21 protein-coding genes and 1 pseudogene are annotated in these 21950 nt (G+C 41.5%); 19 read left to right on the forward strand and 3 right to left on the reverse strand.

Going from position 1 to position 21950, the window contains the following annotated elements; genetic code table 11:
- Positions 1-444: 444 nt before the first annotated feature.
- Both cutA and rnhC read right to left on the reverse strand, forming a co-directional pair.
- Positions 445-681 (reverse strand): divalent cation tolerance protein CutA, encoded by a 237-nt coding sequence (gene cutA / locus WFH04_RS15070; RefSeq protein ID WP_336824880.1) that lies wholly within the window; start codon positions 679-681, stop codon positions 445-447.
- A 132-nt stretch (positions 682-813) separates the two neighbouring features.
- The gene (gene rnhC / locus WFH04_RS15075) at positions 814-1758 is read right to left on the reverse strand and encodes a ribonuclease HIII (protein WP_336824881.1); all 945 of its coding nucleotides are present in this window, start codon (positions 1756-1758) and stop codon (positions 814-816) included.
- A gap of 153 nt (positions 1759-1911) precedes the next feature.
- On the opposite strand from rnhC, the gene zapA reads away from it, so the two are divergent.
- The 12 genes and pseudogenes from zapA (at position 1912) to uvrC (ending at position 15268) form a co-directional block, all read left to right on the forward strand.
- The gene (gene zapA / locus WFH04_RS15080; protein ID WP_336824882.1) at positions 1912-2172 is read left to right on the forward strand and encodes a cell division protein ZapA; all 261 of its coding nucleotides are present in this window, start codon (positions 1912-1914) and stop codon (positions 2170-2172) included.
- Between the two features lie 9 nt (positions 2173-2181).
- The gene (locus WFH04_RS15085; RefSeq protein ID WP_336824883.1) at positions 2182-2721 is read left to right on the forward strand and encodes a CvpA family protein; all 540 of its coding nucleotides are present in this window, start codon (positions 2182-2184) and stop codon (positions 2719-2721) included.
- A 175-nt stretch (positions 2722-2896) separates the two neighbouring features.
- The gene (gene polX / locus WFH04_RS15090) at positions 2897-4603 is read left to right on the forward strand and encodes a DNA polymerase/3'-5' exonuclease PolX (protein WP_336824884.1); all 1707 of its coding nucleotides are present in this window, start codon (positions 2897-2899) and stop codon (positions 4601-4603) included.
- A gap of 16 nt (positions 4604-4619) precedes the next feature.
- On the forward strand, positions 4620-6974 hold the full coding sequence (locus WFH04_RS15095) for an endonuclease MutS2 (protein WP_336824885.1): 2355 nt from the start codon (positions 4620-4622) through the stop codon (positions 6972-6974).
- 97 nt (positions 6975-7071) lie between these two features.
- Positions 7072-7485 (forward strand): DUF350 domain-containing protein, encoded by a 414-nt coding sequence (locus tag WFH04_RS15100; RefSeq protein ID WP_336824886.1) that lies wholly within the window; start codon positions 7072-7074, stop codon positions 7483-7485.
- A 229-nt stretch (positions 7486-7714) separates the two neighbouring features.
- Positions 7715-9410 (forward strand): annotated as a pseudogene (locus tag WFH04_RS15105) (long-chain-fatty-acid--CoA ligase).
- 93 nt (positions 9411-9503) lie between these two features.
- Complete coding sequence (gene fadR, locus WFH04_RS15110) at positions 9504-10085, forward strand: fatty acid metabolism transcriptional regulator FadR (RefSeq protein ID WP_336824887.1); 582 nt, start codon at positions 9504-9506, stop codon at positions 10083-10085.
- 35 nt (positions 10086-10120) lie between these two features.
- Positions 10121-10894, forward strand: coding sequence for an enoyl-CoA hydratase (locus WFH04_RS15115; protein ID WP_336824888.1), 774 nt, complete (start codon positions 10121-10123; stop codon positions 10892-10894).
- A 23-nt stretch (positions 10895-10917) separates the two neighbouring features.
- Positions 10918-11691 (forward strand): electron transfer flavoprotein subunit beta/FixA family protein, encoded by a 774-nt coding sequence (locus WFH04_RS15120; RefSeq protein WP_336824889.1) that lies wholly within the window; start codon positions 10918-10920, stop codon positions 11689-11691.
- 278 nt (positions 11692-11969) lie between these two features.
- Complete coding sequence (locus tag WFH04_RS15125; RefSeq protein WP_336824890.1) at positions 11970-12941, forward strand: electron transfer flavoprotein subunit alpha/FixB family protein; 972 nt, start codon at positions 11970-11972, stop codon at positions 12939-12941.
- Positions 12942-13091: 150 nt separating this feature from the next.
- On the forward strand, positions 13092-13406 hold the full coding sequence (gene trxA / locus WFH04_RS15130; RefSeq protein WP_336824891.1) for a thioredoxin: 315 nt from the start codon (positions 13092-13094) through the stop codon (positions 13404-13406).
- Positions 13407-13480: 74 nt separating this feature from the next.
- Positions 13481-15268 carry an excinuclease ABC subunit UvrC gene (uvrC, locus tag WFH04_RS15135; RefSeq protein ID WP_336824892.1) on the forward strand — a complete coding sequence of 596 codons (1788 nt, stop codon included), beginning with the start codon at positions 13481-13483 and terminating at the stop codon, positions 15266-15268.
- Between the two features lie 10 nt (positions 15269-15278).
- Here uvrC and WFH04_RS15140 read toward each other — a convergent pair whose 3' ends face one another.
- Positions 15279-15692, reverse strand: coding sequence for a YslB family protein (locus WFH04_RS15140; protein WP_336824893.1), 414 nt, complete (start codon positions 15690-15692; stop codon positions 15279-15281).
- A 210-nt stretch (positions 15693-15902) separates the two neighbouring features.
- Between WFH04_RS15140 and WFH04_RS15145 the strand changes: the two genes are divergently transcribed.
- The 7 genes from WFH04_RS15145 (at position 15903) to racE (ending at position 21879) form a co-directional block, all read left to right on the forward strand.
- Complete coding sequence (locus WFH04_RS15145; RefSeq protein WP_336824894.1) at positions 15903-16511, forward strand: succinate dehydrogenase cytochrome b558 subunit; 609 nt, start codon at positions 15903-15905, stop codon at positions 16509-16511.
- A 53-nt stretch (positions 16512-16564) separates the two neighbouring features.
- A complete protein-coding gene (gene sdhA / locus WFH04_RS15150) occupies positions 16565-18319 on the forward strand; it encodes a succinate dehydrogenase flavoprotein subunit (RefSeq protein WP_336824895.1) in 1755 nt (584 codons plus the stop codon).
- Between the two features lie 5 nt (positions 18320-18324).
- Positions 18325-19122, forward strand: coding sequence for a succinate dehydrogenase iron-sulfur subunit (gene sdhB / locus WFH04_RS15155; RefSeq protein ID WP_336824896.1), 798 nt, complete (start codon positions 18325-18327; stop codon positions 19120-19122).
- Between the two features lie 572 nt (positions 19123-19694).
- The gene (locus WFH04_RS15160) at positions 19695-20150 is read left to right on the forward strand and encodes an acyl-CoA thioesterase (protein ID WP_336824897.1); all 456 of its coding nucleotides are present in this window, start codon (positions 19695-19697) and stop codon (positions 20148-20150) included.
- A gap of 73 nt (positions 20151-20223) precedes the next feature.
- Entirely contained in the window at positions 20224-20436 is a 213-nt protein-coding gene (locus WFH04_RS15165) for a helix-turn-helix domain-containing protein (RefSeq protein ID WP_060204861.1), read from the forward strand.
- A 232-nt stretch (positions 20437-20668) separates the two neighbouring features.
- Positions 20669-21076 (forward strand): MarR family winged helix-turn-helix transcriptional regulator, encoded by a 408-nt coding sequence (locus WFH04_RS15170; RefSeq protein WP_336824905.1) that lies wholly within the window; start codon positions 20669-20671, stop codon positions 21074-21076.
- The gene (gene racE / locus WFH04_RS15175) at positions 21073-21879 is read left to right on the forward strand and encodes a glutamate racemase (protein ID WP_336824898.1); all 807 of its coding nucleotides are present in this window, start codon (positions 21073-21075) and stop codon (positions 21877-21879) included. The genes WFH04_RS15170 and racE overlap by 4 nt, the downstream gene beginning before the upstream one ends.
- The last annotated feature ends 71 nt before the right edge of the window (positions 21880-21950 follow it).

Consider the following 21950-nt stretch of genomic DNA (forward strand, 5'->3'; position numbering starts at 1 on the left):
ATCACCTTTCGTTTACTTGTTTTCCGACAATTCAAGTATAAAAGAAATGGTGATTACGTGCTTTTTTTTGTTGAATTTGTGTGAATACCCCAACAAATATTATAGAACCAAAATAACGGGGTTCATTGGCTTTCGATTCCAATGAACCCCGTTTTATTCGACTTGAAATCCAATATGAACATGCAGATCATAGCTTTCTATATGTTTTTTCTCTGAAAGTGGTTTTTCTCGTGTCGACGTTTAAAGATCAGCAAGAAACTTGTAGTATTTTTTGAAAAAACAATTCAAAAAAACTACCAATTTCACCCCTTGCTAATTTACATTTGCCTGTTGCAATTTGTGTACTGAAAGCCGTGCACAGCAAATTTTATCGTCTTTCGGTTAGTATAACGGACAAAAACACTCAAAAATCTACTGCATCTTTTTTGTTCAACAATCGCGCCGTTAGTTTAATATTGGTATCACGTTAATTATTGGCTCTTCATAAGGATGAACACTTTTAATCACCCTTTTTACCTCTTCAATATTCTTAAGAAAACATCTAAATTCCATTTTACATTCAGTTCCAAACGATATTTCTCCTTTAGTACCTTCATATGGTGTTGCCTTTTCTAATGGCCTCCAATAACCACTTACGTGAGAATTAAAAATAACATTATCGTAATTTCTTACTGTTAGCACACCAATTTCATTTAGTTGATCTCTGACCTTTTCTATTTACTCTTCTGGTAACAGTACTTCTACCTTTACAAATTTATACTTCAATTTGATCCCCTTGAATTCATCTTTAGATAATTTTATTCTCTTTCAAAATTATAACCGTTTCATAGAAGCGATCTTTTTCGCTTTTCCAGAATTGGCAAAATGCCATTTTGTCATCGATTTTAAAAATGGCTCCCCATTTTTCAATAAAATTTTAGCAGCGACCTCATCTACTTTCGGTCCTGCTCCTTTCGGCAAAGAAACACCTGCTCTTTCGCTTAAACGATCCATCTCTTCCAAAAAAGCGACTCGAGCGATAATTGATGCCGCGGCAACAGCTACATGCAATCCTTCTGCCTTCGTTGCAAATAGGACATTTTCACGGATAATTTCACGCTGAGATTGAATATGCTTGTAATAGATGCTGCGTTCAGCAAATTGATCGATCAAAATATAATCAGGCTTTTCGCCGTCCAATTTGCGCAGCACATGCCTTAATGCTTGGTTATGCAGCAATGCTTTTATTTTCCCTTGCGACCAGCCTTTGCTTTGCACTTCATTATATCGATCATTTTTCAATGTCAATACGCTATGCACAAGTGTTGCGCGCAAATCAGGCGCTATTTTTCGCATCCAATCGTCTGTCAATTGCTTAGAATCTTTCACGCCCAACTCTTTCACAAGTTCAATTTGGTCAGCGCGGACAAAACAGGCGGCTACCGTTATAGGTCCAAAGAAATCTCCTGTCCCTGTCTCATCCGAGCCTAAGACAGTGAGCTGAGATAAATGGTCTGGAAGTTTATCTCCTTTTGAAGAATTTGTTAGATTTCGCTTTTCCTCGTCGAGCGAAGGAGGGGCCCCCCACAATGCAGCTTCACGCAGAGCACCGCCTCCTTGGAATAAAACCTTTCCAGATTTATATGCCGTGATCGTTGTATCTGGCAATTTTGCTGCAAAAATAATATGAGGTGAATTACGGCTCACTTTCATTTCATGATAATGTTTTATTATATTTTGCATGACGGCATCGCTTGCGACGATGACAGTTTGAGTCATAAGTATCCCTCTTTCTAAAATGCCTATTTGGTTATTCTACATTAAAACGATGTATTCCTGCACCATTTCTTCTTTGCGGCTGCCTTCTCTTTTCAACTAAAACAGTTTCATGGTATGATTGAGTACAGAGTTTTTACTTGGGGGGTCTCATCATTGGCAGACGAGCAGAAGACGCGCCTAACCGTTGATATATATGGACAGACATATACGATTGTCGGAAGTGAATCGAGCAGTCACGTACGGCTCGTCGCATCGATCGTTGATGATCGGATGCGGGAAATCAGTGCCCGCAATCCCTATTTGGATAGCGCGAAAATTGCAGTTCTCACTGCTGTGAATAGTGTCCATGATTACTTAAAATTAAAAGAACGGATTGAGGAATTAGAACAAGAATTGAATAAGATGAAGGGTTGACGGACGTTTATGCTTGATTTATTACTAGTATTCCTTCTATTAGGAGGACTAATCACGGGGTTTAGACGGGGCCTTATCGTTCAAGCAATCCATATGACAGGCTTCATTATCGCAATAATTGTCGCTTACATATATTATAAACCGCTTGCAGATAAATTCGTGCTTTGGGTTCCCTATCCTGGCGTGACGGCTGGCGCCAAGCTTAGCTGGACAGTTGAACAGCTTGATTTGGATCAAACGTTTTACAGGCTTTTGGCATTTGTATTAATTTTTATTACCGTGAAATTTTTATTGCAGCTTATTGCTTCAATGTTTGATTTTTTGAAGTACTTGCCTGTCATAGGTTTTATTTCTCGTTTCTTTGGGGCAGGTTTAGGATTTATTGAGTTTTATATAGTACTATTTTTTATTCTTTATGTCCTTGCGATGCTGCCATTGGATATAATACAAAATGCATTGGATCATTCCATTTTGGCGAATGCAATGTTCAAGCATACCCCGATCATTTCGGAAACAGTAAAAAATTGGTGGTATATTTATAAGCAGTAGCTTCAGACTGTTGAAAGGCGTTTGTGCTGATGAATTCCACAAATGCCATTTTGAAAGCAACCGTTTTCATTCCAGTTGAAGATATTTTTGCTGAAACTTTTTGTATATGCATATTCAGCTTCCCCCATTTTCGGAGGAAGCTTTTTTAAAGAAAATGAATGGAGGAGGAACCTTTTTGAATAAAAAAACGATCATCCGTACATTTGAAAAAATTGCTTTATATATGGAGCTATTAGGAGAAAATCCATTTAAAATTGGTGCATTCCGTAAAGCGGCGAATGTCCTTGAATTGGATCCGCGCAGCTTATCTGAAATGGACGATATTCTATCCCTTAAAGGAATTGGTAAAGGGACAGGCGCTGTCATTACCGATTTAATTGAAAAAGGAAAGTCCGATTTATTGGAAGAGCTTGAAGAGAAAGTGCCAAAAGGTTTAATTCCACTCTTGAAAGTTCCTGGCCTTGGCGGTAAAAAAATTGCGAAGCTTAGAGAAGCGATTGGCATCGATTCAATAGAATCTTTGCGTGCTGCCTGTGAATCCCATGAAGTGAGCAAAGTACCTGGGTTTGGCAAAAAGACTGAAGAAAAGCTTTTGCATGAATTAAATTTATTAGGAACGCGCAAAGGAAAGCTTCCTGTTTGGCAAATTGAATCAATTGTTCTATCAATTGAGGAAGAACTGCAAAAAATAAGTGAAATTAAACGTTTTTCAGTTGCTGGAAGTTTTCGGAGAGCAGAGGAACAAAGCAGCGATGTTGATTTCATCATCGTAACGGATGAACCGGCTATTGTAAGGGAAAAGCTGTTGGAAGCATTGCCGATTGAAGAAACGGTTGCCGCAGGAGACTCAAAACTATCGGTAGCACTTGACATGGCAGAGATTGTCGATGCGGATTTTCGTTTTGTAACAGATGAACAGTTTGCGACTGCGTTGCATCATTTTACAGGCTCCAAAGATCATAATGTGCGAATGCGTCAATTGGCTAAGTCAAAAGGAATGAAAATTAGTGAATATGGCATTGAAATGGAAGATGGCACAATTCAAACTTTCGATACCGAAGAGGCATTTTTTAACTTCTTTGAATTGCCTTTCATTCCACCTTCCCTCAGAATCGACGGCACTGAATTGGACCGTATTGATGAATTAGATAAGCTCTTGAAGTTGGATGATATTAAAGGCGATTTCCATATGCATACGACATGGTCTGACGGTGCGTATTCTATACGTGAGATGGTGGAAGCTTGCCGGAGCAAAGGCTATTCGCATATGGTCATTACAGATCATACGCAATATTTGAAGGTAGCGAATGGGTTAACACCTGAGCGTTTACGAATGCAAATAGCGGAAATACGCTCAATTAATGAGGAATACGATGATATTGAAGTTTTTTGTGGAACAGAAATGGATATTTTGCCTGACGCAACATTAGATTTTGATGATGAACTATTGAAGGAGCTCGATTTTGTTATTGCATCAATCCATTCCAATTTCAATCAGCCACAAGAGCAAATCATGGACCGTCTCCATGCTGCAATCAAAAATCCGTACGTCCATATGATTGCGCACCCTACAGGCCGGATCATTGGCCAACGTGACGGCTATAGCCCAGATGTGCCGCAATTGATCGAGTGGGCGAAGCAATATGACAAAATCTTAGAATTGAATGGGAATCCGCACCGATTCGATTTATCGGTGGACTATTTAAAAATGGCGCAAGATGCAGGCGTAAAAGTAGCGATTAATACGGATGCACACGTCATTGCGCAACTTGATCATATGAGAATCGGAGTGCAATATGCACAGAAAGCTTGGTTGAAAAAAGAGACGGTCGTCAATACATGGCCGTTAGAACAATTCATCCGTGACATTATACGGAAGTGAAAGGAAGTGTAAGACATTGGAAAAACGTGTCTTGAAAACACTTGAATTTGATAAAGTACGAGAACTTGTCCTTACTTACTGTACGTCTTCTGCAGGAAGAAGCCATATGGAAAAATTGGTTCCAGTTAGTGAATACACGGAAGTTGTTAAGCTTTTGGAAGAGACCGATGAAGGACTTGCCATATTAAGAGTGCGTGGAAACGTTCCGATGGGTGGCATAAGTGATGTAAGGCCGCATGCGAAAAGAGCGCAGATTGGCGGTATGTTAAGTGCGTATGAATTAATGGAAATTGCGAATACGATTCGAGCAAGCCGAATTCTTCGTCAATTCATCGAAACGGTCGATGAAGATGAAGATATTAGCATCCCACATTTTTTGGCAAAAAAAGAGCAATTGCCAATTCTTACAGGATTGGAACACGAAATTAACCATGCGATCGACGATAATGGCTATGTTATTGATAGTGCATCTAATGCACTTCGTTCAATCCGTCAAAGCCTTCGAATTCAAGAGGGCCGAGTACGAGAAAAGCTTGAAGGCTATACGAGGGGCAGAAATGCGGCAAAGATGCTTTCGGATTCGATCGTAACAATCCGCAATGACCGCTACGTCATTCCGGTAAAGGCTGAATATCGCTCACATTTCGGCGGAGTTGTCCATGATATGTCATCCTCGGGACAAACATTGTTCATCGAGCCGGATGCCGTTGTCCAAGCGAATAATGAAATACGGAATTTAAAAATGAAAGAGCAGGAGGAAATCGAAAAAATTCTACTTGAGCTGTCCGTAAAAGTGCAGGAAGTGGCGCATGATCTATTTGTATTGGTCGATATCCTATCTGAGATAGATGTCATTTTGGCGAAAGCCAAATTTGGCAAAGCAAATAAATGCTCTAAGCCAGAAGTAAATAATACAGGATATATCCGCTTAGTGAAGGCAAGGCATCCGCTTATTCCAATCGAAGAAGCTGTTGCGAATACGATTGAATTTGGACAAGACATTACGACGATTGTTATTACGGGACCAAACACAGGAGGAAAGACTGTCACATTGAAAACAGTCGGTCTTTGCACATTGATGGCGCAAGCAGGATTGCCGATTCCTGCTCTCGACGGATCGGAAATTGCTGTCTTTGATTCGGTTTACGCTGATATTGGAGACGAACAGTCCATCGAACAAAGCTTAAGTACATTTTCCTCACATATGGTTAATATCGTAGACATCTTGAAAAAATTCGATTCCCGCTCATTGATCATATTTGATGAGTTAGGATCGGGAACGGACCCGCAAGAAGGGGCAGCTCTTGCAATATCGATTTTAGATGAAGTGCACGGAACCGGTGCGCGTGTCATGGCGACAACGCATTACCCGGAGTTAAAAGCGTATGGCTATAACCGCCCCGGAGTTGCAAATGCGAGTGTAGAATTCGACATTGACACATTAAGCCCAACATACCGCCTTTTAATCGGTGTTCCGGGCCGTAGTAATGCGTTCGAAATTTCAAAACGGTTAGGACTTCACGGTCATATTATCGACAGGGCAAAGAAATTTACCGGTAGTGACCGAGGAGAAGTCGATTCAATGATCGCTTCGTTAGAGTCAAGTCGTGTTCAATCCGAAAAGGACGCTGAACAGACACATGCGATCTTGCTTGAAACAGAAGAACTAAAAAGGGAATTGGAAGCGAAGCTATCAGAGTTTGATGAAATGAAAGAAAAACTGATTGAGAAAGCGAAAGAAAAAGCGAAAAAAATCGTCGAGGAGGCAAGAACGGAATCAGAAGCAGTCATATCCGAATTGCGTGCAATGAGGTTAAATGCCGGAGCGCAAGTGAAGGAACATGAATTGATTGAAGCAAGAAAAAGATTAGAAGGCGCTTCGCCTGCTGAAGATAAGAAAAAGATCAAAGCGAAAGCAGCGCCAAGACCGTTGCAAGTTGGCGATGAAGTGAAAGTGTTAGCATACGGGCAAAAGGGCACGCTTATTGAAAAAGTTGCCGATAAAGAATGGATCGTTCAAATTGGTATTTTGAAAATGAAATTAGATGAATCCGGCCTCGAATATAGCAAGCCGGAAAAAACGAAAGATCCAGTCGTTTCTGCCACAGTGAAAGGTCGGGATTCCTATGTGAAATTGGAATTGGACCTTAGGGGAGAGCGATATGAGAATGCATTGTTAAGAACGGAAAAGTATCTTGATGATGCTCTCCTATCTAATTACCATCAAGTTTCAATTATCCACGGAAAAGGGACTGGCGCTTTGAGGCAAGGTGTCCAAAACTATTTGAAAAACCATCCTCGTGTCAAAAGCTACCGGTATGGCGAAGCCGGTGAAGGGGGACATGGTGTAACAGTCGTTGAGTTGAAGTGAATAATAAACTTTCTCAAACAATTGTTTTTTTGTGAAACCATTTTGAATGTCATTCGTATAGTTAGGAATGATTGAATGGTAAAGGAGAGCCGTTATAATGACAAAGACAGGTTTTTGGAGCCATCCTCTCGTAGAAACGGCGGGCTATTTTAGTGTTGCGATACTTTGCCTTGTTGTTTCTATGGTTCTTTTTGAAATTGTTACGAAATATGGGAACTGGGAGGAAATACGAAAAGGGAATATCTCTGTTGCGATGGCAACCGGAGGAAAGATTTTTGGTGTTGCAAATATATTCCGCTATTCTATTTTGCAGCATAATACGTTGCCTCAAATGATTGGCTGGGGATTATTTGGATTCACTTTGTTAATTATCGCTTATCTTTTGTTCGAATTTTTTACTCCAAAGTTTAATATAGATACAGAGATCGAAAATGATAACCGGGCTGTTGGCTTCATCTCTTTGACAATTTCTGTTGGATTATCTTACGTGATCGGAGCCAGCATCTCATAGGAGCATTGATGTTGTATGGAAAAATTGTCTAAAATATTGATCGTTGTATGTGTTCTTTTTGTTCTTGTTGGAATTTACTGGTTGTTTCAAAATACGCCTTGATCATTCTATGGTCAAGGCATTTTTTATAAGTAAAATGAATAATCTATTTGAAAGCGGATTCATTAACCGATATAATGAACGAAGAAGGAATTTTCTAAGAATTGGAATGGGAAGAGGGGGGTTTATAATGGTTGAAAGGCCTTGGTTGGATCAATATCCGCCGGAAATACGAAAAACGATCAATTACGACAGAATTCCATTACAACAATTTTTGACAAAGGCAAGTGAAAAGTTTCCGGACAAAACGGCGATGCACTTCATGGGGAAAGACATTACATTTAAGGAATTCCATTCATCTGCTTTGAAGTTTGCTAATTATTTGAAGGCGTTAGGGGTCGAAAAAGGGGATCGGGTTGCTATCATGCTCCCGAATTGTCCGCAAAGCGCAATCGCATATTATGGAATTTTGTACTGTGGGGGAGTTGTAGTACAAACAAATCCACTTTATACGGAGCGGGAATTGTCTTACCAAATGTCGGATTCCGGAGCGAAAGTGATCATTTCATTGGAATCTTTATGCGAGAATATCGAAAGTCGTCAAAGAAACGAAGTTGGAGCACATCATTATTACGGGGATTAAAGATTATTTGCCGTTTCCTAAAAATGTGATTTATCCTTTTATTCAAAAGAAAGAACATGGCATCGTCGTAAAAGTAGAACATCGAGGCATGAATCATTTATTTACCGAGATTATGAAGACTGCAAAAGACGATCCGATAGAATATGAATTCGATTATGATTCGGATATTGCGTTGCTTCAATATACAGGAGGGACGACCGGACCGCCAAAAGGAGTTATGCTGTCACATGCCAATTTGATATCCAATGCGCAAATGTGCAATGAATGGTTGTATAAATGCGAAGAAGGCAAAGAAACGGTTATGGGCATTTTGCCGTTTTTCCACGTTTACGGGATGACGACTGTCCTTGTATTATCTGTCATGCTTGGCAATAAAATGGTTTTGATTCCGAAGTTCGATTTTGATACGGCATTGAAGACAATTGACAAACAGAAGCCGACTTTGTTTCCAGGTGCACCAACGATTTATATCGGCTTGCTCAACCACCCACAATTGCATAAATACGATCTATCCTCTATTAAAGCTTGCATAAGCGGTTCGGCTGCTTTGCCGGTTGAATTACAACAGAAATTTGAAAAGGTAACGGGCGGCAAGTTAGTGGAGGGGTATGGTTTAACAGAAACTTCACCCGTTGCAATCGCTAATCTCTTATGGGACGGTGAGCGAGTAAAAGGTTCAATCGGATTACCGTGGCCGGATACGGACGCATGTATTTTGGGACCGGATTCTTCTGAACCATTGCCGTATGGGGAAGTTGGGGAAATTGCGGTTAAAGGTCCTCAAGTGATGAAAGGATATTGGAACCGACCTGAAGAAACCGCTTCTACTTTCCGAGATGGCTGGTTATTGACTGGAGATTTAGGATATATGAACAAGGATGGTTATTTCTTTGTCGTTGACCGGAAGAAGGATATGATTATTGCGAGTGGATTCAATATTTATCCACGCGAAATTGAAGAAGTTCTTTATGAGCATGATGCCATTCAAGAATGTGTAGTGGTAGGTGTGCCTGATCCATACCGAGGAGAGACTGTGAAAGCATATATCGTTTTCAAGGATGGCAAATCGGCAACGGAAGAAGAGTTGGATAAATATTGCCGAGAAAATTTAGCTGCTTACAAAGTGCCGCGCAAATATGAATTCCGCAAAGAATTGCCGAAAACTGCGGTTGGAAAAATACTAAGACGTTCATTAGTTGAAGAAGAAAAAGAGAAAATGGGGAAAGAATTACAAACTTCGTGACGAAACACTTGACGATAATTGAATAAACGATTAATATGAAAATATGAATGAACAGTCATTCATATTTTCTTCTTTTTATTGGTGGTGATAATAATGAAACGCGATAAACCAAAATACAAACAAATCGTAGATGCTGCAGTTGTAGCCATTGCTGAAAACGGCTACCATCAAGCACAAGTTTCGAAAATCGCAAAAGTTGCAGGCGTCGCGGATGGAACAATTTATCTTTATTTTAAAAATAAAGAAGACATCCTCATCTCTGTATTTAGGGAAAAAATGGGTGTATTTGTTGAAAACGTAAAGTTGATTTTGCAAAAGGAAATAAGTGCGACAGAGAAGTTGTACAAGATGATTGATAATCATTTCAGCCTGCTACATAGTGATCGCCACCTTGCTATTGTTACTCAGCTTGAGCTGAGACAGTCCAATAAAGAGCTTCGCTATAAGATCAATGAAGTATTGAAAGAATATCTAACCTTGTTGGATTCCATTTTGAAGGAAGGAATCGAACAAGGTGAATTTGACGAAGAGATCGATATTCGGTTGGCGCGCCAGATGGTGTTCGGCACGATTGACGAAACGATCACTTCATGGGTAATGAACGATCAAAAATATGATTTGATGAAGTTGGCTCCTGAAGTACACCGCTTGCTTTTAAAAGGAATGAAAGCGTAATCATCAGAGCCTGCAAGTTAGAAAGGGTGGGAGAAATGGAGTTCTTGAAAATTTCTGTTGAAGACGGAGTTGCAGTTGCGACGATTAACCGTCCTCCGGCAAATGCCTTATCAAGGGATTTAATCCAAGAGGTCGGTCAATTGCTTGATCAAGTGTCGAGCGATCAGTCAGTCAGAGTCGTTATTCTGCATGGTGAAGGGCGATTTTTCTCTGCAGGGGCAGATATTAAGGAATTCACTTCTGTTGAATCCGGAGGGGAATTCACGAAACTCGCTTCTGCAGGGCAGGATGTTTTTGAAAGGCTTGAAAGCTTTCATAAGCCGGTCATTGCTGCAATTCATGGCGCTGCGTTAGGGGGCGGTCTTGAATTGGCGATGGCTTGCCATATCCGTATCGTTACACAAAAGGCAAAATTGGGATTGCCTGAACTTCAATTAGGGTTAATTCCTGGGTTCGCGGGAACACAAAGGCTCCCTCGTTACGTAGGGATGGCAAAAGCTGCCGAAATGCTTTTGACGAGCGATCCGATTACTGGGGAAGAAGCAGTTGCTTGGGGACTTGCAAACCTTGCAGTTGCTGATGAAGAGCTACTGCCGAAGACGATGGAAATGGCGAAGAAAATTGCCAAGAAAAGTCCGATTGCGATGAAAGCTGCTTTGCGCATGCTTCAATATACAAAACCTGCATCTTACTATGAAGGAGTGAAAGCGGAAGCTGATTCATTCGGAGAAGTGTTTGTCTCTGAAGATGCAAAAGAGGGCATCCAAGCATTCATCGAAAAAAGGGAACCAGAATTTAAAGGGAACTAAACAAGCTGAGGAGGTCTGTTAGTATGAACATTTATGCATTGGTAAAACGAACATTTGATACAGAGGAGAAAATTGCGGTTTCAAACGGCAAAATCGTGGAAGACGGCGCAGAATTCATCATTAACCCATATGATGAATATGCGATTGAAGAGGCGATCCAAGTTCGTGATGAGCATGGCGGTGAAGTAACAGTCATAACAATCGGTGACGAAGAGGCTGAAAAACAACTGCGCACCGCTTTGGCTATGGGTGCTGATAAAGCTGTCCTTATTAATACCGAAGACGATTTAGACGAAATGGATGAATATACTGCTGCGAAAATCATTGCAGAGTACTTGAAAGATAAAGATGCGGATCTTATTTTGGCAGGAAACGTTGCAATTGACGGCGGCTCAGGTCAAGTAGGACCACGTGTAGCAGAATTATTAGGCATAAACTATGTCACGACCATTACAGATTTGAAGATTGATGGGACATCTGTAAAAATTGTTCGTGACGTAGAAGGAGACTCCGAAACGATTGAAACGTCCTTGCCGCTTTTAGTTACGGCACAGCAAGGATTGAACGAACCGAGATATCCGTCCTTGCCGGGCATCATGAAAGCAAAGAAAAAACCACTTGAAGAGCTTGAGTTGGATGACTTGGATATTGACGAGGACGATGTCGAAGCGAAGACAGAAACGATTGAAGTATATCTGCCTCCACAAAAAGCAGCTGGTCGCGTCCTTGAAGGCGATCTATCTGATCAAGTAAAGGAATTGGTGGAACTGCTTAATAAGGAAGCGAAAGTGCTGTAAATGCACGCCCTTTCAGAATTGCGTCCGATTTTTCATTGCGATTGAAACAATACTTACATTAGCTATTTTAGAAGAATGTAAGTCAAGTTAGGGACGTAGCACTTTTTCTTAGGAATGGTAAACGTTTAGGGAGCATGATCTCCCGCTCGTTTGAAATGCAGATGCAGTTGACATACCGTAGTTAAAAGTAACGGAGGACTACTGTATGTGCCGCTTCACTTCAGTACAAATAAATTTTTGCTGGATTTAGTTCAATACGTATTAGGAGGGGACTCTATATGTCTAAAAAAGTCTTAGTGCTTGGAGAAGCTCGTGAAGGAGCATTGCGAAACGTATCGTTTGAAGCGATTGCGGCAGCGAAACAGGTAGCAGATGGTGGGGAAATTGTTAGTCTACTGTTCGGTGATGCTGTCCAATCAATGGGGGAAGAATTGATAAAATATGGTGCGGACCGAGTCGTTACTGTCGAACATCCGCATTTAAAACATTATACATCTGACGGTTTCGGTCAAGCGTTCATGGAAGTATATGAACAGGAAAAGCCGGAAGCAATTGTCTTTGGCCATACGGCAATGGGCAAAGACCTTTCTCCTAAGATCGCAAGTAAACTGGATACAGGGCTAATTTCCGATGTTACAGCGATTGAAGGGGATGGTGATGATGCGGTATTCATCCGCCCGATCTATTCAGGTAAAGCATTTGAAAAAGTGAAGAATAAAGAAGGATTGTTGTTCTTCACGATTCGTCCGAACAATATTGAATCGCTTACAAAAGATGAGGGCCGTACTGGTGATATTTCTTCTGTATCAGTTGATATTGCGAATTTACGCTCTGTCATTAGCGAGGTTGTCCGCAAGTCAACAGAAGGTGTAGATTTATCTGAAGCGAAAGTCGTCGTAGCAGGTGGACGTGGCGTCAAGAGTGCAGACGGATTCAAACCGCTTGAGGAATTAGCGCAACTGTTAGGCGGTGCAGTAGGGGCTTCTCGTGGTGCATGTGATGCGGATTATTGCGATTATTCATTGCAAATCGGTCAAACAGGGAAAGTCGTTACGCCAGATCTTTACATTGCTGCAGGAATTTCTGGAGCCATTCAGCATATGGCTGGAATGTCCAACTCGAAAATTATCGTGGCGATCAATAAAGATCCAGAAGCGAATATTTTCAAAGTAGCAGACTATGGAATTGTAGGAGATTTATTTGAAGTAATTCCTATGATGATCGAAGAGATTAAGAAAATTAAAGGTTAAGTGTCGGTGGGCCCCTTTTCACTTGGGGCCCCTTGCTTTTGCGTGCATATTTCACAACAGTCGATGTCGTTGGAAGCAGATGTTTAGCCCGCGCGAATCGCCCGTGATATAATGCAGGCATAGTGGTTTTATTAAAGGAGGAAATTACAAATGGCAATCGTTCATGCAACTGACCAAGATTTTAAAGAACAAACAAAAGAAGGCCTTGTCCTTGTGGATTTCTGGGCAACATGGTGCGGACCTTGCAAAATGATTGCACCTGTCCTTGAAGAGTTGGATGGAGACCTTAACGGCAAAGCGAAAATTGTTAAAGTGGACGTGGATGAAAACCAAGCGACAGCTGGTGAATTCGGCATAATGTCTATTCCGACGCTCGTTCTATTTAAGGATGGAGAAATCGTTGACAAAGTAGTCGGTTTCCAACCGAAAGAACAGCTATCAGCTTTGATTGAAAAACACGCTTAATTGCTGTTCGAGCAATCAAAAGACTAAAAACCGGGAGCCTAAAAGGAGTCCCGGTTTTTTGGTAGGTGAAAATGATGAATGAATTGATTGAACATAAATTATCGCTGCTTCCGGACTTACCTGGCTGCTATCTTATGAAAGATCGGCAAGGCACGATCATCTATGTCGGGAAAGCCAAAATATTGAAAAACAGGGTGCGAAGCTATTTTACAGGTTCCCATGACGCCAAAACGCAAAGGCTTGTTGGGGAAATTGAAGATTTTGAATATATCATCACGTCATCTGACATCGAAGCGCTTATTTTGGAGTTAAACCTCATTAAGCAATACGACCCGAAATATAACATTATGCTGAAAGATGACAAAACCTATCCTTATTTAAAAATCACTGCTGAACGTCATCCGAAATTGATTGTAACGAGACAGCTGAAAAAAGATAAAGGGAAATATTTCGGCCCCTATCCTAATGCAACGGCAGCACATGAAACGAAAAAGCTATTGGATCGGCTATATCCGTACCGAAAATGCCACTCATTGCCGGATCGAGTTTGCCTATATTATCATTTGGGTCAATGTTTGGCGCCTTGTGTCAATGAAGTGCCAGTGGATACGTATAAAGAAATGATCGATGATATTAGCAAGTTTTTAAATGGCGGGTACAAGACCGTCAAAAAAAATCTACAAGAGAAAATGAATGCGGCTGCCGCCGATTTAGAGTTCGAAAGAGCGAAAGAATATCGTGATCAAATTGCAAATATTGAAGCGGTTATGGAAAAGCAAACGATGATGATGAATGATTTCACGGACCGAGATGTGTTCGGCTATGCTGTGGAAAAAGGTTGGATGTGCGTCCAAGTGTTTTTTGTCCGGCAAGGAAAATTGATTGAGCGCGATGTCTCTATTTTCCCGCTATATCAAGATCCACAGGAGGAATTATTGACATTTATCGGTCAGTTTTATGGCAAAAGCGGCCATTTGCTCCCGAAAGAGATTCTATTGCCAGAAGGAGTCGACCGTGAAATTGTCCAGCAATTATTGCAAGTGAATGTTTTCATCCCGCAACGTGGAAAGAAGAAAGACTTGGTCCAATTATCCATAAAAAATGCGAAAATTTCGTTGCGAGAGAAATTCCAGCTTATCGAGCGGCAAGAGCAAAGGACGGTCGGAGCTTGCGAAGAATTGGGAGAAGCGATGGGCATCGCTGTTCCATTGCGCATTGAAGCGTTCGACAACTCCCATACGGGAGGAGTGGATGCTGTGTCGGCTATGGTTTCTTTCGTCGATGGCAAGCCGAATCGGAAAGATTATCGGAAATATAAAACACGAACAGCAGCTGCTCACGATGATTATGGGGCGATGCGTGAAGTAGTAAGAAGACGATATATCCGAGTTCTGAAAGAAGATTTGCCTTTGCCGGATCTCATTTTGATAGATGGTGGGAAAGGGCAAATGGAAATTGCGCGTGAAGTTGTTGAAGATGAATTAGGACTGTCGATTCCGATCGCGGGTTTGGCTAAAGACGATAAGCACCAGACGGCACAATTGCTATATGGCAACCCGATAGAGGTTATTCCATTGAAGAAGACGAGCGAAGCGTTTTATTTATTGCAGCGAATTCAAGATGAAGTTCACAGATTTGCGATTACATTTCATCGTCAACGACGTGATCAAACAGCACTAACTTCTGCTTTGGATAATTTGAAAGGGGTAGGTCCGAAACGAAAAAAGCAATTGCTGAAGCATTTCGGTTCAATGAAGAAAATTCGAGAAGCATCGGTGGAAGAATTGCGGGCTGCAAGTCTTCCGCAAAAAGTGGCGGAAGACGTATTTGCACATTTCCGGGCTGAAAAAACTGAACAATAAGGAAGATGGGTTACATTTTCGTTTTCAAGTCCCATTTGACTTGGAAGCGGACTGCCCGTTCTTTCATAGCTTTTTCTCCGTAACATTCAGTCAAATAGCCATTCAGCTTTTGAAACTGTTCGGCTATGAAACCAGCTTCCAATTGATAGGATCTTTTTTCTAATAAAGTCTCAGGAAGATTTTCCAATAAAAAAAGGGCTTCGTCCTTCGAAGACTTTTCAACAGTCCGGAGTGAGCCCCAACCGGCCTCTCTAAAAAAATCGGGGATCTCATCGACTGAGAAGATCGGAAACTTGCGTGCGATATCTTTTCCTGCCCAATATAGGATATCGTCCTCATGTTTTCCAAGGATATTAGGAAGCACATGATCCCTAATAATGTCGTACCCCAATTGGGTAACTGTTTCAGTGTTTGTGTTGTCCAACAAGATGCAGTCCTTTCGGATAAAGTCAAATATTAAAGTTTCTACGGTGAATTTGTCGATAAAAGTTCACATCACCTTGACCTGCTCAAAAGTGAGGAGTACAATGAACATGTTATTATATTGTACCATGAAGAGGCATGCCGTCAACGTTCACAGTTTGTCAAAAATGACACGTTTGGGGCAGACTCATTAATAAGGGAGGGTAAAGACTTGTCGAGAGAATCAGATTTTTACTTGCGCCGTTTGCATTCATTGTTAGGTGTCATTCCGGTTGGGCTATTTGTCACTCAACACTTGGTCGTCAACCATTTTGCAACCCGCGGTGAAGAAGCGTTTAATAATGCATCCAACTTTATGGGCAACTTGCCGTTTGTCCTCTTTTTAGAATGGTTCATTATTTATATTCCGTTAATGTTCCATGCGTTTTATGGTGTGTACATAGCTTTCACTGCGAAAAACAATGTTCAGCGCTACGGAACATTCCGCAACTGGATGTTCTTATTGCAACGTGTGACGGGGGTATTCCTTGTCATTTTTATTGCATGGCATATTTACGAAACGAGAATCCAGAAAGCACTTGGAACTGAAGTGAACTTCGATATGATGGCTGATATCCTATCGAATCCGTTCATGCTCATTTTCTATATTGCAGGTGTGCTGTCTGCGACATTCCACTTGGCGAACGGGCTATGGTCGTTCTGTTACCAATGGGGAATTACTCAATCGCCGCGTTCGCAAAAGATTGTTACATACGTTACAATCATCGCTTTCTTGGCGCTTTCAGTAATTGGTGTAAGAGCATTGTTGGCATTCGTTTAATACGATATCAACTATAATAATTAGATTATGTAAAATTGAGGAGTGAAACAATAATGGCTAAAGGCAGATTGATTGTCGTCGGCGGCGGTCTTGCCGGCTTGATGGCAACTATCAAAGCTGCAGAAGAAGGGGTCGCGGTCGACCTATTCTCTCTCGTTCCGGTGAAACGCTCCCACTCCGTTTGTGCCCAAGGCGGTATTAATGGTGCAGTAAATACAAAAGGTGAGGGCGACTCTCCGTATATCCACTTTGATGACACTGTATATGGCGGGGACTTCTTGGCAAACCAACCTCCAGTCAAAGCGATGACTGAGGCAGCTCCGGGAATTATCCACTTAATGGACCGCATGGGTGTTATGTTTAACCGTACACCTGAAGGACTATTGGATTTCCGTCGTTTCGGTGGTACATTGCATCACCGTACCGCATTTGCTGGTGCAACAACTGGACAACAGCTTCTATATGCATTAGATGAACAAGTTCGTCGCCATGAAGTTGCGGGTCTTGTTCAAAAGTACGAACACTGGGAATTCCTTGGTATCATTATGGATGACGAAGGCATTTGCCGAGGCATCAAAGCACAAAACATGAAATCCATGGAGATCAAAGCATTCCCGGCAGACGCTGTCATTATGGCGACTGGCGGTCCTGGAATCATCTTTGGTAAATCGACGAACTCAGTAATCAATACAGGTTCTGCCGCTTCTATCGTTTATCAGCAAGGTGCTAAATACGCAAATGGTGAATTCATCCAAATTCACCCGACAGCAATTCCGGGAGATGACAAGCTTCGTCTCATGAGTGAATCTGCACGTGGTGAAGGTGGCCGTATTTGGACATATAAAGATGGTAAACCATGGTACTTCCTTGAAGAAAAATATCCGGATTACGGAAATTTAGTACCACGTGACATTGCGACACGTGAAATTTTTGATGTCTGCGTAAACCAAAAATTAGGTATTAATGGGGAAAACATGGTATACCTTGACCTTTCCCATAAGGATCCGCATGAGCTTGATATTAAACTTGGCGGCATTATTGAAATTTATGAAAAATTCACTGGCGATGACCCACGCAAATTACCTATGAAAATCTTCCCTGCAGTCCATTATTCAATGGGTGGATTATGGGTAGATTACGAGCAGCATACGAGCATCCCTGGATTATTTGCAGCGGGTGAATGTGACTACTCACAACATGGTGCGAACCGTCTTGGAGCGAACTCTTTACTATCTGCGATTTACGGCGGAATGGTTGCAGGTCCGGAAGCGGTTAAATATATGCGTGGCATTAAACGTTCAGCAGACGATCTGCCTTCAACACTATTCGATACAGCTGTGAAAGACGAACAGCAAAAATGGGATGCTACATTGAAGATGGACGGCAACGAAAATGCGTACATGCTGCATAGAGAACTTGGTGAAATTATGACGGATAACGTAACGGTTGTTCGTTACAATGATAAATTGCAAGAAACAGACAATAAGATTCAAGAGCTTCTTGAACGTTATGAAAACATTAACATCACAGATACGCAACAATGGTCTAACCAAGGCGCGACATTTACACGCCAGTTGAAGAACATGCTATACTTAGCACGTGTAATCACTTTAGGTGCGTTGAATCGTAACGAAAGCCGCGGTGCCCATTACAAACCAGAATTCCCGAACCGTGACGACGAAAACTTCTTGAAAACGACGATCGCAGAGTTTGATGGGAAATCTGCACCGATCCTTTCTTATGAAGATGTGGATGTATCCTTAATTCCGCCACGTAAACGTGACTATTCTGCGAAGAAGGAGGACTGACACAAATGAGTGAGCAAACAGCTGTTCAAGAACAGCAAGTTGCAAAGAAAACAGTCATTTTCGAGATTCAGCGTCAAGATACGCCGGACTCGAAACCATATATGGAAAGATTCGAAATCCCTTATAGACCGAACATGAACGTCATTTCCGCTCTTATGGAAATCCGTCGTAACCCGGTAAACGCTGAAGGGAAGAAAACGACACCTGTCAATTGGGACATGAACTGCCTTGAAGAAGTTTGCGGCGCATGTTCAATGGTGATCAACGGACGTCCTCGCCAATCTTGTACAGCATTGGTAGATCAGCTTACTCAGCCGATCCGCTTGGAGCCGATGAGAACATTCCCAGTCGTTCGTGACTTAGTAGTTGACCGTGAATTCATGTTTGATTCACTAAAACGAGTTAAGGCTTGGATTCCGATTGATGGCACATACGATTTGGGTGAAGGTCCTCGTATGCCTGAGCGCAAACGCCAATGGGCTTACGAATTGTCGAAATGTATGACTTGTGGTGTCTGCCTGGAAGCATGCCCGAACGTCAATGACAAATCAAACTTTATTGGCCCAGCTTTAATCTCACAAGTTCGTCTTTTCAACTCTCATCCAACTGGAGCAATGAATAAAGACGAACGTCTTGAAACTTTAATGGCAGACGGTGGAATTGCAGAATGCGGAAGCTCGCAAAACTGTGTAGTTGCATGTCCGAAAGGAATTCCTTTGACAACTTCCATCGCAGCGATGAACCGTGCTGCTACAGTTCAAATGTTTAAAAACTTCTTCGGAAGTGACCATATGGTCGACTAATGTCGATAGTAAAACCCCCGTGACCAGATGAACATCTGGTTGCGGGGATTTTTTTGTTTTCTAGATTAGATGGAAAATGTGGTTTGTAGGAGGGGGGGATGTTGACTGTCTATGCGCGTTTGCAGAGGCGGGAGGTGGAGTAATGAGTATCCATGTCAATTTATGCGATTATGGGACGTTTTATGAGTATGTATCACAGTTTATGAGTTTTTATTTCGCTTTATATGTTTTCCATAGTGTTTATGCGTTCCTGTATTCGTAACGACGTAACGAGCAAACGGACTTTAGAAACAGAAGCAAGGTGTTGAGAGCAAGTCTATAGCGTTAGTGACAGTCTTTGCCTTAAAAGATATAAAAAGAATGGTGTTGTTGGTAGAAGGAATCTATTCCACGTTTCTCTGCATCCATGATTACGAGGTTCAAGGAGGAGGCAATCGTTGGCGTTATAGAGGTTTGTTTAAGAAAATATTAACTGTATGTTTTTGATAATCAATAAAAGGAATGGTACTGTGCAGAATTCTTTGATATAATAGAAAAATGAATAGTCATTCATTTTAAAAGGAGTGGGAGATATGGGGATTTCTTATATTGAAGATATGCAAAAATGGGTTGAAGAATTTACATTTTCAGTACCGGTATCCGTTTGGTTTTCTGAAACGGATATGTATGGTCACTTAAATAATACGGTTCCGTTCAAATATTTTGAACATGCAAGAATTGAATATTTGAAGCATGTTGGTCAAATGGATGATTGGACAGATCCGAAAGGACAAACAATACCGGTCGTTGCCGATCTGCAATGTGATTTTCTGAAACAAGTATATTTTGACGAGCATCTTGATCTTTACGTTAAAGCAAATTCGATCGGAAAAAGTTCGGTTGATTTGCATTATATGGCAAAAAACCGAAAAAATGAGGTTGTCTTCACTGGACGGGGAACAATTGTCCAAATCGATAGAAAGACTGGGAAATCCTTTGCTTGGAGCGAGGAACAAAAATCTGCGTTTCTTCATAAAGTAATGAACTAGCCGGCACAGCCTAAACCTTCCTAACATATTGTAAAGTGAACGTGGATAGGAGGGGCGCGTCTTGACAGAAGAAATGAAAAACCGTTCGTTGCTGACAGCAAGGGAGCGAGAAATCTTTCATCTTTTAGTAGATGATCATACGACGAAAGAAATCGCGGGACGGCTCGGCATTAGCGAAAAAACCGTCCGAAACCATATCTCCAATACGATACAGAAGTTAGGCGTTTCGGGCAGGGCACAAGCGATTGTCGAATTGTTGCGATTAGGAGAGTTGAAGTTGAACTAATAATGCTATTGACCTTAGCATAGGGGCAATTTCATTATATGAAGTAAATCGGCACGTAATATTTACCGGCTCTCTCTGTTGAAACTGTGATGCCTGCTTGCAATTCGATTAAATTTGTTGCGTTCTATGGCAAAAAAGGTGACAATAAGTAGAAAGTATTCGTTTCAGGGAGCTGGTTTACGTGACGGAGAACAACGGATTGAATCTTGGCGGCACCGAGAATATCGCCCGTATGGAGAAAGAGCTGCGATATATCGCTGGCATCATTAAGCAACAAGGTCGGAAAATACTTAGCAATTATACGATCACTCCTCCGCAATTCGTCGCTTTACAATGGCTGTTCGAACACGGAGATATGACAATTGGAGATCTATCAAATAAAATGTACTTAGCTTTTAGCACTACAACTGATTTGGTTGATCGCATGGAAAATAATAATCTTGTGAAGCGAGTACGTGATGATCAAGACCGCAGAGTTGTTCGAATACATCTATTGAGTGAAGGCGAACGAATCATTGAAGAAGTGATTGATAAGCGCAGAATGTATTTAAGTTCAGTCCTTAAAGATTTTGACGAGGATGAATTAGGGGAGTTTTCCCGACTACTGACTAAATTGCATAAAGAGATGACGATAAAGTGAAAAATAGAAAAGCTGCTCCAATTGGAGTGATTGATTCAGGTGTCGGCGGATTGACCGTCGTAAAAGAAATGCTCAAACTTCTTCCTGCTGAACCGATTGTTTATATAGGAGATGATGCACGTTGTCCATATGGGCCACGTTCAGCCGATGAGGTAAGAGAATATACAATGGAAATGGCATCAGCTCTATCAAATATGGGAATTAAAATGCTTGTTATTGCCTGCAATACCGCAACAGCTGTTGCATTAGAGGAATTGCAGGCATGTTTTTCGTTTCCTGTATTAGGTGTCATTGCCCCGGGTGCAAGGGCTGCTGTACAAAATTCATCAAACGGGAAAATAGTCGTTTTAGGTACAGAAGGAACGATTAAGAGCGGAGCATATGAAAACGCAATCGCAGCTATTTCTCCAGAAGCTGACATAATCTCACTTGCTTGCCCGAAATTCGTGCCTTTAGTGGAAAGTGGAGACTACCGCAGGAAAGATATCCTGCCAATCGTCAGAGAAACATTTAAGCCGTTAAGTGAAGTGGATTTCGATACTGCCATTTTAGGTTGCACACATTATCCGCTATTGCATGGACCGATACAATCGATTTTGCCGCATGGGACGACCATCGTCTCATCCGCGAATGAGACAGTACAGGATGTAAAGCGTGTCTTAAACGATCGCGGTATTGCAAATGAATCGGGACAATGCGAAGCCCCGATATTTTATACGACTGGCGAATTGGATCCTTTTATTTCGATAGCGAAAGACTGGCTTGGCTTTGATGATCCTGATGTTAGATTTATAGAATTATAAGAGGCTGCTAACGGGGGACATGACCCCCGTTAGCTTTTTCTTATGCTATTTTCCTAAAATGCAGAAGCGGT

Origin of the sequence: Sporosarcina sp. USHLN248, assembly GCF_037144575.1 — a bacterium.
Taxonomy (GTDB): domain Bacteria; phylum Bacillota; class Bacilli; order Bacillales_A; family Planococcaceae; genus Sporosarcina; species Sporosarcina contaminans.